This is a genomic window from Nocardia gipuzkoensis (genome assembly GCF_021183645.1).
Lineage (GTDB): Bacteria > Actinomycetota > Actinomycetes > Mycobacteriales > Mycobacteriaceae > Nocardia > Nocardia abscessus.
The window spans coordinates 4,849,448-4,863,986 of record NZ_CP089225.1 but is presented as its reverse complement, the minus strand read 5'-3'; the positions used below and the strand labels follow the sequence as shown (position 1 = coordinate 4,863,986).

Sequence of the window (14,539 nt, the reverse complement as noted above, 5' to 3'; positions counted from 1 at the left end):
CGGCCGACCTCCCACCCACGAAACTGTCCTCCGCGAACGATAACGTTGCCGCGTGTTCGTGACCGCGCAGATCGAGAAACGGCAGCAGCCGATTACCGAGGCGCGTCATCCCCTCGCCCGTGATTCCACCTTCCCGGAGCGCTCCCGGGACCGGCAAGTCGCCGCTTCCGCACATTCGAGGTCGATCTTGACAGATACGCGATACGCGCACTCGTTCACCGAGCCCATGTCCCGTTTGCCCAGTTTGCGACAGTGCGCGCCGAAGGCGGGGACAGCGATTGTCACCGCACCCATAACTTCGGCGTCTCCGTCGTTCGATCTCACAACGCCTCGTCGCACGGCGAATTCGAAAAGGACGCAAAACATTTGGCGGATCGCGCGTCGATGTTACGCTGTATCACATAGAGTTTCAGTGACGACACTCACTTCCGACACGCACCCCGCGCTGGGTGCGCTTACTCTTCGTAGTCCGCGAACGCGGTCCCACCTCATGCTCTGCCCGCCCGTTCGTGCGGCAAGAACGGAGATATCTGTGCGCGATGAACCACGATCAGCTTTCCGGACCGAGCGAGTCGATGGTGCATCGATCGGAACAGGCGTCGTTCCGTTGGCACTGCCAGGACAGGGCCGAGCACTCCGGCCACGATCGACGGCCGCGAGACCGGCGGCCTTCGCGGTGGCGGCGACCGGAGGGCGCTCGGCCGCGCCGCGATACCGCGTTCCCGAAGACAGCGCACTAGCGGACCTATGCGTCACGGCTTGACCGTGTTCGGGGAAACGGAAGCGATGAGCAAGCAGACTGCCGGAACAACCGAACTAGCCGTGCGCCCTGCCGGGACGGACTCGATGAACACCGCGCTGCGCGATCGCCTGATCGACGCGACCGTCGAGGTGGTGTCCACCGAGGGTTTGCACGCGCTCACCGTCCGCCGCGTGTCGCGCATGTGCGGAGTCTCCACGATGGCCGTGTACTCCAATTTCGGGGGAATGCCCGGCCTGATCCGGGCGGCGGGTTCCGCCGGCTTCGCGCAACTGGCCGAGCGCATGAACGCGGCCGGGGTGAGCGAGGAGCCGATCACCGATCTGCTCGTGCTCGGCCTGGTGTTCCGGGACGAGGCCCAGCGCAGGCCGGAGCTGTTCGGGCTGATGTTCGGCACCGGCACGCGCATCGACATGAAGATCAACCGCGGCAACGTGCTGGTGGCCGGGCACGATTCGGAGTTCGAGCACTACGCGGAGACCTTCGACCACGTGGTCGGCGCGGTGCAGCGCGCCCAGGACGCCGGGCTGATCAACACCTCCGACGTCCGTTCGGCCGCGGCGCAGCTCTGGATGGGCCTGTTCGGTTTCGTCCAATTGGAGATGGCCGGACACCTCGGTGACGACGGCCTGCTCGAAGTGCTGGTGCCCGCGATCGTGAATCTGCTCGTCGGCATGGGCGCCGAACTGGAGACCGTCGGCGCCTCGGTCCTGCTCGCGGTGGAGCGCTTCGCCGATCGATTCGGCGACTGAAAACCCCGGGTGCCGGTCAGAACGGCAGCCGGGACCGCAGCCGCTGGGCGCGGGCCATCGCGCGCTCGGCGGTGCTTCCGCGCGGCGGCATCAGACCCAATTGCAGCAACATCTCCGTCAGGTCCCAGGTGGCCTGGCTACGCCAGATCAGCCCCGAGCGGAACTGCCACGCGTCGATGACCAGCAGGTCGATCCGCTTGCCGGTCGGCCCGAAGCCGGGCGGGTCGATGGGCCCGAGATGGGTCCCGGTCATCCGCCACGGCACCAGGGCGATCCGGTCGTCCGCGGCGAGCACCGGCGGAAACGGGTTGGTGTAGGCCACATCCGGGAACGAGCGCACCGTGTCGGCGACGAATTTCTCCACTCCCGCCCGCCCGTGCGCGGGCGCGTCCAGCGAGGGGTCGTGCCAGATCGTGTCCTCGGTGACGCATTTCGCGACAGCCGTGCCGTCCCCGCTGTTCCAGCCCGCGATGTATTGCTCGGTGAACCCGAGCAACCAGGCGAGGCTTTCGATGGGCTCGGCCTCCGCCTCGATACGGAACTGCCCGGTGTTGTACGGATCCACGCCCATCGCCTTTCGCCCAGTGCGTATTCGCACGAGTCATCGTAGCCACGAATCGAGCGCGCACTCAACAGCTTCCGGCAGATCGGGGCCAGGACGAACGGAATAACACCGGAATAACGGTGTAATTGCTCGGCATTCGGGGGTAAATAACCGTGTAATAACAGCAGAATAATACCGTCATACCGGCACTGAACTGCGATGATGACGCGTCCAGCATTACTTCCCGCGCAACAATTTTCGGTCTCCGACCGCACAGTTCCGTATTGACCTTCGCGAATCGGTCCTCCTACCATGGGTGGACACAGACCTCCTACCGCGGAACCACTTCGCTCCGGCCGACGCGCACAGCCGAACAGGTTTACCGGCGTCGCGATTCCGGTTGTCTCCACGCTGATTCGAAGACGCCGACGGAAAACGCGTCGGCGGTTTACGAATACCTGAGCACCAGGGGATTTTGCATGCCCAATGTAGCAATTGTCGGTATCGGCTGCCGTTTTCCGGGCGGCATCGACGGGCCGGACTCTTTCTGGGACCTCGTCGTCCGCAAGGGCGACGGGATCGTGGAGGTGCCCGCGGATCGCTGGAATCTCGCGAAGTTCTACGATCCCGACCCGGACGCGCCCGGCCGGATGTACACCAGGCACGGTGGCTTCCTGACCCAGTCGCTGTGGGAGTTCGATGCCGAGTTCTTCGGCATCTCCCAGCGCGAGGCGTCGATCATGGATCCGCAACAGCGGCTGCTGCTCGAAGTCGCCTGGGAGGCGCTCGACGACGCCGGGATGGCGGGCCGGGTCGGCGGACGTGAGGTCGGCGTGTTCGTCGGCGGCTTCATGAACGACAACGCGCTGGTGCGCAGCGGTTCGATGTCCCGCGCCTCGATCAACAGCCACAGCCCGACCAGCTCGTCGCACACGCTGCTGTCGGCTCGCATCGCGTTCCTGCTGGACCTGCTCGGGCCCACCATGACGATCGACACCGCCTGCTCGTCCTCCCTGGTCGCGCTGCATCAGGCGGTGCTCGCACTGGAGTCGGGCGAGTGCGAATCGGCGATCGTCGGCGGCGCCAACGCGATGCTGCGGCCCGAGGCGTTCATCTCCATGTGCAAGGGCCGGTTCCTGGCCGTCGACGGCCGGTGCAAGTCCTTCGACGCGGCCGCCGACGGCTACGGGCGCGGCGAGGGCGCCGGCGCCGTGGTGCTGAAGACGCTGGACGCGGCGGTCCGGGACCGCGACCGGATCTACGCGGTGGTGCGCGGCAGCGGCGTCAACCAGGACGGCCGCACGCTGGCGATCCCGGTGCCCAACCCGGTCGCGCAGGAGGCCCTGGCCCGGCGGGTGCACCGGCTGGCGGGCATCGACGCGCACGACATCCGTTTCGTGGAGGCGCACGGCACCGGCACACCGGTCGGTGACCCGCTCGAATTGGCCGCCCTCGGCGCGGTGTACGGCGCGGTCGACGGCCGCGACGAGCCGCTGCCGGTCGGTTCGGTGAAGAACAACATCGGGCACACCGAGGCCGCCGCCGGCGTCGCCGGCGTCATCAAGGCCGCGCTCACCCTGCACCACGGCGTCATCGCCCCGCAACTGCGACTGGACAACCCGAACCCGGAGATCCGGTTCGACGAACTGCGGGTGCGCATTCCGCTGGCGACCGAACCGCTGCCGAACGACGACGGCCGGGCCGCGGTGGCGGTCAACAGCTTCGGCTACGGCGGCACCAACGCCCACGCGATCCTCACCCGCGCGCCCGAGCTTCCCGTGCCCGCCGACGCCGCGCGGACGCCGATCACCGTGCTGCCGCTGTCGGCCCGCAACGAGACCGCGCTGCGCACCATGGCCACCCAGCTGCACGACCTGACCGAGACCGCCCCGGTGGACGCGGTGACCGAAGCGGCCTGGACCCAGCGCGCGCACCATCCGCTCCGCGCCGCGTTCGGATACCGGGATGCCGACGATCTGCGTGCCAAGCTCGCCGATTTCGCCGCGGGAGCGGGCAAGTCACCGGCCCGCGCGCTCACCGACGGTTCCACCCAGCCGGTGTTCGTATTCAGCGGCATGGGTCCGCAGTGGTGGGGCATGGCCCGCGGCCTGCTCGAGGCCGACGGGCACTTCGCCGCGGCCGCGCGCTCGATCGACGAGATCTTCCGCGAGATCGCGGGATGGTCGATCGTCGAGGAACTCCTGCGCCCGGAAGAGGAGTCGCGGATCACCAGGACCGCCTACGCACAGCCGGCGAATTTCCTGGTCCAAGCCGCGCTCCTGGCCGAACTCGCCGAACTCGGCATCCATCCCGCCGCGGTGGTCGGCCACAGCGTCGGCGAGGTGGCCTCCGCCTACGCCTCGGGCTCGCTGTCGCTGCGCGACGCGCTGCTGGTGAGCTACCACCGCGCCCGGTTGCAGGCCACCACCGCGGGTACCGGCGGCATGCTGGCCGTCGGCCTGGCGGAAGAGCAGTTGCACGAGCGCCTCGCGGGCGTGGCGGGCGTCTGCGTCGCGGCGATCAACAGCCACTCGGCGGCGACGCTTTCCGGCGACCTCGCCGAGTTGGACCGCATCCGGGCCGAACTGACCGAGGAAGGCGTTTTCGCCAAGGCGCTGCGCGTCGAGGTGCCCTATCACAGCCACCTGATGGACCCCATTCTCGGCGACCTCACGACGGTGCTGGCCGGCCTCACGCCGCATCCGGCGCGGGTGCCGATCTGGTCCACCGTCACCGGCGGCGAACTGTCCGGGCCGGACTGGGACGCCGAATACTGGTGCCGCAACGTCCGCGAACCGGTGCGGTTCGGCGCGGCCGTGGACAGCCTGCTCGACGCGGGCCATCGCGTCTTCCTGGAGGTGGGACCGCACCCGGTGCTCAGCGGCAACATCAGGGAGGCGTTCGTGCGCCGCGGCCTCGACGGCGCGGCGATCAGCACCCTGTCCCGCAACACCGACGACCGCGAGAACCTGCTGCGCGCCGTGGGCGAGCTGTACCAGGTGGGCGGGCTCGACACCACGCACGCGCCCGGCGTGCCGGAAACGCCTGCCGCACACCTGGATCTGCCCCGCTACCCATGGCAGCGCCGCAGGCTGTGGACCGAGGACCCCGCGATCGAGGCCGACCGCGTCGGCGCGACCGACGGTTACGTCATGCTCGGCCAGCGCACGGCGGCGTCCGCGCCGGAATGGGAGGTCGAGCTGTCGGTGGCCGCGCTGCCGTGGCTGCCCGATCACGTCGTGGACGGATCGGTCGTGCTGCCGGGCGCGGCCTATCTGGACGCCGCGCTCAGCGCCGTCGCCGTCCGCACCGGCCGCACCACCTTCGGACTCGAGTCGGTCCAGTTCGTCGCGCCCCTGGTGATCGCGCAGCACGACGTGCCGGTGTTGCGCCTCACCGTCGAGGAGACCACCCACCGGTTCACCCTGCGCTCGCGCGCCGCCACCGCGACCACCTGGACGGTCAACGCGCACGGCAGGCTGATCGAGGCGGACGTGGACGCGCGCACGATCGACCTGACGCCCGCGGCGGACGCGGTGGACGTGTCCGCGGCGACGCTCTACGACGGCCTCGCCGCACACGGCCTGGCCTACGGGCCCAGCTTCCGGCTGATCACCGCGGCGCGCGTCGGCGCCGACTCCGTGCTGGCCCGGCTCGATCTCGCGCCGCTGGCGGGCAGCGCGCCGAGCCTGCCGCACCTGGCCCACCCGGCGGCGGTCGACGCGGCGCTGCAGTGCTTCGCCGCCCTGTATGCCCAGACCGCGCACGGGGCGAGCGTCGTGGTGCCGTCCTCGGTGGCCGGGGTCCGCTGGACCGGGCCGCTGCCGGAGCAGGCGGTGGTACTGGTCCGCCGGGTGGACGGTGATCCGCTGTGCGCCGACATCACGGTCGCCACCCCGGAAGGCGCTGTCGTACTCGCGCTTTCGGGCGTGCGGTTCGCCAGTCTGGCGGCCGAGCCGGATCTGCACGACCAGCTCGACGGCCTGTTCTACGAGCCGGTGTGGTCCATCGTCGACGACCCGGCGACCGCCGACGAGCCAGCGGGCGGGGAGGAGTTCCTGCTCGTGGTCAGTCTGGGCAGCACCGTCTCCCAGCGCGCGAAGGAAATCGCCAGCGCCCGTGCCGCGTCGGAGCTGCTCACTCTGGCGCCGGAGCAGGCAGACGCCGCGGATCGCGTCCTCGCGACCCTGCGCGCCGCCCGCGAGCGGCCCGGCGTGACGCGCAGCCGCCTCGTCGTGGTGTCCGGCGCCGAGCTGGACGCGGTCCCCAACGCCTACGGCCTCGCGCTGGTCGCCAAGGCGGTCGGCGAGTTGGTGGTCGGCGAGGAAGACGACGCCGCGGCCGCCGAGGTGCGCGCGGTGGTGGTCACCGAGCAGGCGTTCTGCCTGCCGATCGACGCGTTCGCGCATCCCGCGCAGGCCGCGCTCACCGGCGCCAGGCGCACCCTCCGCAACGAGCAACCCGCGGTGCAGTGGCGACTGGTCGACACCGAACCGGCCACGCGCGCCGCCGACATCGTCGAGCAGGTGCTCGGCGACGGACGCGCCGACGAGGTCGCGCTGCGCGCGGGCGCGTGCTGGGCGCTGCACCTGCGCAAGTCCCTGCGGGAGCACCTGGCGGCCTGGGACGAGGCCGCGCCGCTGACCGATCCGGAAGCCTCGTTCCGTCTGGAGATTCCGCGCTCGCGGTTGCTGTCGGACCTGGCATGGCGCGCGGTCGAGCGCGTGGCGCCAGGGCCCGGCGAGGTCGAGATCCGGATGGACGCGGTGGGCCTGAACTACAAGGACGCGCTCAAAGCGCTCGGTGTGCTCACCGAAAAGGAGCTGGCGGGCACGTATTTCGGCACCGAGCTGGGCATGGACGGATTCGGCGTGGTCGAGCGGGTGGGTCCCGGCGTGACCGAGGTCGCGGTCGGCGACGAGATGTCGGTGTGCGCCAAGGATCTGGTCCGCCGCCATGTCACCCTCCGGCCCGACGAGGGCGCCACCATGCCCCTGAACTACCCGGACTCGGTCCTCGACCCCTGCCACTCCAGCTCGGTACTGCCCTTCCTCACCGCCGAATTCGCCTTCGGCGATCTCGCGCACCTGCAACCGGGTGAGACGGTGCTGGTGCACGGCGCGGCGGGCGGCATGGGCCTGGCCGCGGTCCAGGTGGCGGTGCGCCTCGGCGCGCGGGTCATCGCCACGGCGGGCTCGGACGAGCGGCGCGCGGTGGCCGCGGCCGCGGGCGCGCACGAGGTGGTCAACTCGCGTTCGATCAGCTTCGTCGACGACGTGCTCACGCTGACCGGCGGGCGCGGCGTCGACGTGGTCTACAACTCCTCTCCCGGCGAGATCCTCCAGCAGAACCTGCGGGCGGCCGCCGAATTCGGCCGGATCATCGAGATCGGCAAGGCCGACATCTACGGCGGCGGCGCGATCGACCTGCGCCCGTTCGACCGGAACCTGTCGTTCTTCGCCGTGGATATGGACCGCGCCCTGGCGGTGCGCCCCGAACTGGTCCGCCGCGCGGCGCGGCGGGCGATGGACGCCCTGAACGACGGCACTTACGAGTACCTCCCTTACACCGCGTTCACCCTCGATGCCACCGCCGAGGCGTTCGAAACCGTGGTGCGGTCCAAGCAGATCGGGCGAGTCGTGCTCGACCTGCGCGAACCGGAACCGACGGTGCTGGCCGCGCGGCCCGGCCTGCCGATCGACCCGGCGGCCAGCTACCTGGTCACCGGTGGCTTCGGCGCGTTCGGCCTGGCCACCGCACGCTGGCTGGTCCGGATCGGCGCCCGGCATCTGGTGCTGGCCGGGCGCAGCGGCGCCACCACGGACGCGGCCCGCGCCGCGATCGCCGAATTCGTCGCCGCCGGTGCGGAAGTCGTCGAGGAACGCCTCGACATGGCCGACTACGACGCCGTCGCCGCGCTGATCGAACGCATCCAGACCAGCGGGCGTCCGCTGCGCGGGGTGTTCCACGCGGCCGGTGTGGTGAACAACCTCGAGGTTCCGCAGATCACCGCGGAATCGCTGGCGGAGATCTTCGGGCCCAAGGTCGAAGGCGCGGTCAACCTGGACACCGCCGTCACGGCCGCCGACATCGAACTCGACATGTTCGTGCTGTTCTCCTCGGCGAGCAGCATCGTCGGCATCTCGCCGCAATTCGGTTACGCTGCGGCCAATTCCGTGCTGGACATGATCGCCGCCGCCCGCCGCGCCCGCGGCGCCGCCGCGCTGGCGGTGAACTGGGGCTTCATGAGCGGTGGCGGCGGTATGGCCGACTACGAGGCGGTCAGCCGGTACGCGGAGATGACCGGTTACCGCTCGGTGGACATGGACGTGGCCACCGACCTGCTCGGCGAGTGCCTGCGGCTGGATCTGCCGCAGATCGTGCTGTTCGACGTGGACTGGAGCCAGTGGGCGCTGGCGCACCGCCCGTCCACCCGCACACCGCGCTTCGCCGACCAGGTGGCGGCCGCGGGCGGCGGTGCGTCGGGCGCGGGTGCGCTGCGGGCGGAGATCCTCCAGCTGGGTCTGGAGCAGCGCGGGGAGGTGGTGGCCTACCTGCTCGCCGAACAGCTCGCCGCGGTGCTCGGCGTCGACGCCGAGACGGTGGACCTGAACACCCCGCTACCCGAACTCGGCATGGACTCGCTGATGGGCATGGAGTTCGGCGCCCGCGTGGTGCAGGTGCTCGGCACCCAGCTGTCGGTGCTGGCCGTGATCGGACTGACGTTGCGCGGGCTCGGCGCGCGGATTGCCGAGCAGATTGCCCAGGAAGAAGAGCGCGCGGCGAGGAGCGAGGACGAATGACGGACAACAACTCCAGGGAGCTGGCCCGCGCACTGCTGGCCAGGCACGCGGGCGGGGAGACCACCGCCGCCCCGGCGAAGACAAACGGTGCGCGAGCCGCGAACGGCTCCGCCACCGCCACCGCGGCCCCCGCCAACGGCGCCACGGCGCGACGCGGGGTCGCGCACACCTCCTTCCGTGACCACCCCGGCGTGCTGGAGGCCGGGCAGCGGTTCGGCCGGTTCGACGCCTGGGTCAACCAGGTCGGCCTGGTCAACCCGTACTACTTGCCGCACGAGGGCATCAGCGGTGCGGTGACCAGGATGGCCGACCGGGACGTGGTGAACTTCAGCAGCTTCGGCTACCTGGACCTGGCCGCCGACCCGCGGGTGCGGCAGGCCGCCAAGGACGCGATCGATCAGTACGGCACCTCCGCCGCCGCGGTGCGCATCGTGGCGGGCGAGCTGCCGATCTATCGCGAGCTGGAAGCCGAACTCGCCCGCATCTACGACACCGAAGCCGCGCTGGTGACCGCCAGCGGCTACCTCACCAATGCCGCCGCAGTCGGATTCCTGCTCGGCAAGCGCGATCTCGCGGTCTGCGACGCGCTGATCCACCACAGCGTGGTCTCCGGCACCGAGTGGTCGCGCTGCAAGCGGGTCTCCTTCCGGCACAACGATCCCGAGTCGCTGGAAACCATCCTGAAGATGTCGCGGCGCAGTTTCGACCGGGCCATGGTGATCATCGAGGGGCTCTACAGCATGGACGGCGACGTGGTCCGGCTGCCCGAGATCATCGAGGTGGCCCGCCGCTACGACTGCTCGATCATGATCGATGAGGCGCACTCGTTCGGCACGCTCGGGGCGACCGGGCACGGCGTGCGGGAATTGTTCGACCTGCCCGGTGACGCCGTCGACGTCTGGATGGGCACCCTGTCCAAGGCGCTCGGCAGCGTCGGCGGCTATCTCGCCGGAAACCGGGAGCTGGTCGACGGATTCAAGTACGTCGCGGGCGGTTTGAGCATGTACACCGCCGCACCCGCGCCGTCGGCCATCGGGGCGGCGCTGGCCGGACTCGAGGTGCTGCGCGACGAGCCCGAACGCGTGACCCGGCTGCGGCACAACAGCGCGTACTTCCACCGCCGGGCCAAGGAATACGGCTTCGACATCGGCATGTCCGAGGACTCGCCGATCATCCCGATCATGACCGGCGCCGACGAACCCGCCGTGCTGGCGGCGCTGGCCATGCTGCAGCGCGATTTCAGCGTGAACGCCATCACCCACCCGGTCGTCCCGGCCGGGGAGGCAAGGCTGCGGTTCTTCATCAACTGCAGGCACACCGAGCAGCACATGGACCAGGCGCTGGCCACGCTGCGCGAGGTGCTCGACGGACTCGCGGACACCGCGGGACAGCAATTCACACTCGCCCATGAGGAGCAGCACTCGTGAAAATTCCCATCAACCGATCCCTCCTCCGAAAAGCGGTGGTGCCCGCGGTATCGCTGGCACTGATGGGTTCGCTGTTCATTCCCGCGCGTTCGACGCTGCTGCCCACCTACGACGAGGCGGGCGGGCCGATCGCGAGCAAGTTCGACTTCACCGCGATGCCGATCGCGCTGCCCAAGGGCCTGCCGACCGATCGCAAGATCCGTGAGCTGCGCGAACCGTACAAGCACCTGTCGGCCTGGATCTCCTCGGTCGGCGCGGCGATCGCGATGAACGACTTCGACGGCAACCGGCTGGCCGACGACCTGTGCGTGGTCGACCCCCGCTCGGACGCGGCCTTCATCACTCCGACGCCGGACAGCAACACCGGCCGCTACGAGCCGTTCGTGCTCGATCCGAAGCCGTTGCCCGCCGACTCGTCCACCGTGCCGTCGGGCTGCATCCCCGGCGACTTCAACGGTGACGGCCGGCTGGACGCGCTGGTGTCCTACTACGGCCGCACGCCGATCCTGTACCTGCAGCGCGCCAACGCGACCCGGCTGGAGGCCAAGGCCTTCCGTCCGATCGACCTCGTCCCCTCCCCGAACACCGCGGACGGGCACTACGAAGGGGAGCGCTGGATCACCGCGGCGGTCTCGGTCTCCGATTTCGACGGCGACGGCAAGCCGGACATCTACTTGGGCCAGTACTTCAACGACATGGACGTGCTCTCCAAGGAGGGCCAGCTCGCGCTGTGGATGACCGACTCGCTGTCCAACGCGCGTAACGGCGGCAAGGACCGGATCTTCACCCTCGCCTCCGCCAAGTCCGGCGACGAACCGACCGCCGACTACCGCGAGGTGGCCAACCCGTTCCCGATCGGCATGGACACCGGATGGGCGCTGGCCGCCGCCGCGTCCGACCTGAACGGTGACCAGTTGCCGGAGCTGTACGTGGCCAACGACTTCGGGCGCGACCGCCTGTTCGTCAACCGGTCGACGCCGGGCCAGATCCGCTTCGGTTTCGCCGAGGGCGAACGCGGCATCACCGAGCCGAAGTCGTATGTGATGGGCCATGATTCGGACAAGGGCATGGCCGCGGACTTCGGCGATCTGAACGGCGACGGCATGCCCGACCTGTTCGTCAGCAACATCGCCGTGCGCTTCGCGCTGATGGAAGGCCACTTCGCGTTCTACAACACCGCCGAGGACACCGCCGACGCGGCACGTCAACTGGCCGAGGGGGTGGCACCGTTCAAGAACCGCGCGACGGACGTCGGACTGGCCTGGGAGACCTGGGGCTGGGACGCCAAGATCGACGACTTCGACAACGACGGCCGCAACGAGGTGGTCCAGGCCACCGGCATGATCAAGGGCGACACCAACCGGTGGCCGCAGATCCAGGAACTCGGCACCATGAACGACGACCTGACCAGGTACCCGTGGTCCTGGCCGATCATCGGCGAGGACGCCGACCTGGCGGGCAGCGATCCGGTCGGCTTCTTCAGCCGTGGTGACGACGGCAAATTCGCCAACCTCACCCACGCCCTCGGCATGGACACCCCGGTCCCCTCGCGTGGCATCGCCGTCGGCGACACCTCCGGCAACGGCGCGCTGAGCTTCGCCGTCGCCCGCCAGTGGGGTGATCCGACCTTCTACCACAACAACAAGGCGAACAACGGCCAGTTCCTCGGCCTGAAGTTGTTCAAGCCGACCTGGGAAGGCAACGCGGCCACGACCATCGCAGGTCTTCCGGCCCAGGGCGTTCCCGCGGTGGACGCGCAGGTCGAGGTGCGCACGCCGGACGGCCGATTGCTCACCAGCCACCTCGACGGCGGCAGCGGCCACACCGGCAAGCGCGCCACCGAGGTGCACATCGGCCTCGGCGACGTCGATCCGGCCGCCCCGCTGAACGTCGTGCTCCGCTGGCGGGAGACCAACGGCACGCCGCACGAACAAACCCTCCAGCTCGCGCCGGGCTGGCACACCGTGAACCTCGCCTCGGACGCGCAGGAGGTCAAGCAGCGATGAGCGACAACGACAACAAGGACCCGGGCGACGCGACCGCCGCGGCGAACGGGCACCACGAAACCTCGGCCGAAGGCAACGGCAGCGCCGCCCACGGCGGCACCGGCGACAGCGCAGGCGCGCAGAGCAAAGCCGACGCGACGGGTAACGGCAACGGAGCGAGCCTCACCGCGGCGGAGCGCATCTCGGCGGTGCAGCGGTCGGGCACCGAATTCGCCAAGGAATGGGTGGAGACGCCGGCGCCGACGAAGGACACGCGCTACCTCGCGCTGCGCAATTTCGCCATCTCGATCACGGTCTTCAACCTGATCGGATTCCCGCTGCTCGGCTTCGAGCAGCCGTTCCTCTGGCCGTTCATCGCACTGGCCACCGCGTATTCCACCGAAATCGGGCTGGAAGTGCTGGCGGCCTGGGCGTACAAGCGCCCGCCCGCGTTCCTGGGCCGCGGGCCGCGTGGGCTGTTCGAGTTCCTGCTGCCCGCGCACATCACCGGTCTGGCGTTCAACTTCCTGACCTTCGCGCACGACAAGCTGTGGCCGGTGATCTTCGGCATCGTGGTCGCGGTCGGCACGAAGTGGGTGTTGCGCGCCAAGATCAACGGCAAGATGCGCCACTTCATGAACCCCTCGAACTTCGGTGTCGTGGTGTGCTTCCTGGTGTTCCCGATGATCGCGGTCGCGCCGCCGTACCACTTCACCGAGTACATCACCGGACCGGCGGACGCGCTCATCGTGCTCGGCCTGCTGATGACGGGCACCCTGTTGAACGCCAAGCTGACGCTGAAGATGCCGCTGATCATGGCGTGGGTGGGCGCGTTCGCGCTGCAGGCCATCGTGCGCGGGCTCGTCGAACCGAACGTCTCGATCCTGGCCGGCCTGAGCATGATGACCGGTCTGGCCTTCGTGCTGTTCACCAACTACATGGTCACCGACCCGGGCACCACGCCGTCGGGCAAGAAGCAGCAGATCATGTTCGGCGCCTCGGTCGGCATCATGTACGGCGTGGTCACCGCGCTGCACATCTCCTACGGGTTGTTCATCGCGCTGGTCATCGTCTGTGGCGCTCGGGGCGTGTACTGGTGGGCACGCGGCCTCGCCGAATGGTGGCAGCACCGCGGCGCGACACCGAGCGCACCGGAGCAGCCCGTGGTGGCCGACGACCTGGACGCCGACATCGCACGCGAACCCGAGCCGGTGACGGAGGCCGCCCGCTCATGACCGATCGCGCCGAGCCGCACCGCGTGCTCGGCGCTTTCACTTGCCGACGATTGGAGAACCTCATGCCCTCGCCGTTGGGTCCGCTGCGCGCGGCCCTCTTCGTCCCCAGTCCAGCCAGTGTCCGCCGGGTGCTCAGCGGATTCGAGCAGCCCAACCAGCACACCGCGCTCGAGCTCGAGCAGGTGACCATGCACCTGGTCGGCGGCATCGACTCCGCGGTCCGCAGCTCGGACAACGACGAGCTGATCGCCGCGCTGCGCCAAGTGCCGCCGAAGTACCGCGGGTTCGCCTACGAAGGCGCCGCGGTCGGGCTCACCGCCATGGACTCGCTCTCGCCCGGCCGTCGCGCTGCCGACCTGATCGACGGACCGGCCAGCGAATACGCCCTGACCATGTACGTCGGAGTCGGCCTCGCCATGGCGAAGATCCCGAAGCTCCGGTGGAAGAAGCTGTTCCCGCAGCACCCGCTGTTCCGCTGGCTCGCCATCGACGGCTACGGCTTCTACAAAGCGTTCTTCCAGATGCAGCGCTACGTGCGGGAAAAGCACGTCGAGACCCGCTACCCCGGCTGGCTCGGCGACCGCGACAACCTGAAGCGCATCGCCGACCAGGGCATGGGGCGCGCGCTGTGGTTCATCGGCGGCGGCAACCCGGCCGGTGTCGTGCGGTTGATCAACGAGTTCGACCCGAAGCGCCACACTGACCTGTGGAGCGGCGTCGGCATCGCCGTCACCTTCGCCGGTGGTGTGGAACAGGCTGCGATGGAGGAACTCTGGGACGCGGCCGGTGAGTTCCGGCCGCAGCTGTCGCTGGGTTCGGCCATGGTCGCGCGCATCCGGCAGCAGACCAACAGCGTCAACGAGCACAGCGAGGCGGCCGCGCAGGTCTTCTGCGGGACCACGGTGGCCGAAACCGACGCGTTGATCGAGACCTCGCTCGACGACCTGCCCGACGACGGCACCTCCGGCACCTACCTGCTGTGGCGGGACCGGATCGCCGACATCGTCACCGCGAGCCGGGCCTGAGGATCGCC

Annotated in this window: 7 protein-coding genes; 6 read left to right on the top strand and 1 reads right to left on the bottom strand. The window is 69.5% G+C overall.

The features are described from left to right. Nucleotides 1-786: 786 nt before the first annotated feature. A complete protein-coding gene (locus tag LTT66_RS22040) occupies nucleotides 787-1,512 on the top strand; it encodes a TetR/AcrR family transcriptional regulator (protein ID WP_195064683.1) in 726 nt (241 codons plus the stop codon). Between the two features lie 16 nt (nucleotides 1,513-1,528). On the opposite strand, the gene LTT66_RS22035 is transcribed toward LTT66_RS22040, so the two are convergent. Continuing rightward, nucleotides 1,529-2,077: an ester cyclase gene (locus LTT66_RS22035; RefSeq protein ID WP_233060404.1), complete on the bottom strand. Its 549-nt coding sequence runs from the start codon at nucleotides 2,075-2,077 to the stop codon at nucleotides 1,529-1,531. A 458-nt stretch (nucleotides 2,078-2,535) separates the two neighbouring features. Between LTT66_RS22035 and LTT66_RS22030 the strand changes: the two genes are divergently transcribed. From LTT66_RS22030 to LTT66_RS22010, 5 genes are read left to right on the top strand one after another with little or no spacing between them, the layout of a single operon-like run. Further along, the gene (locus LTT66_RS22030; protein ID WP_233060403.1) at nucleotides 2,536-8,859 is read left to right on the top strand and encodes a type I polyketide synthase; all 6,324 of its coding nucleotides are present in this window, start codon (nucleotides 2,536-2,538) and stop codon (nucleotides 8,857-8,859) included. Then, nucleotides 8,856-10,286, top strand: coding sequence for an aminotransferase class I/II-fold pyridoxal phosphate-dependent enzyme (locus LTT66_RS22025; protein ID WP_233060402.1), 1,431 nt, complete (start codon nucleotides 8,856-8,858; stop codon nucleotides 10,284-10,286). Before LTT66_RS22030 ends, LTT66_RS22025 begins: the two co-directional genes overlap by 4 nt. Then, entirely contained in the window at nucleotides 10,283-12,292 is a 2,010-nt protein-coding gene (locus LTT66_RS22020; protein WP_233060401.1) for a CRTAC1 family protein, read from the top strand. Before LTT66_RS22025 ends, LTT66_RS22020 begins: the two co-directional genes overlap by 4 nt. Further along, the gene (locus LTT66_RS22015) at nucleotides 12,289-13,506 is read left to right on the top strand and encodes an RnfABCDGE type electron transport complex subunit D (protein ID WP_233060400.1); all 1,218 of its coding nucleotides are present in this window, start codon (nucleotides 12,289-12,291) and stop codon (nucleotides 13,504-13,506) included. The genes LTT66_RS22020 and LTT66_RS22015 overlap by 4 nt, the downstream gene beginning before the upstream one ends. Then, the gene (locus LTT66_RS22010) at nucleotides 13,503-14,531 is read left to right on the top strand and encodes a DUF1702 family protein (protein ID WP_233060399.1); all 1,029 of its coding nucleotides are present in this window, start codon (nucleotides 13,503-13,505) and stop codon (nucleotides 14,529-14,531) included. Before LTT66_RS22015 ends, LTT66_RS22010 begins: the two co-directional genes overlap by 4 nt. The last annotated feature ends 8 nt before the right edge of the window (nucleotides 14,532-14,539 follow it).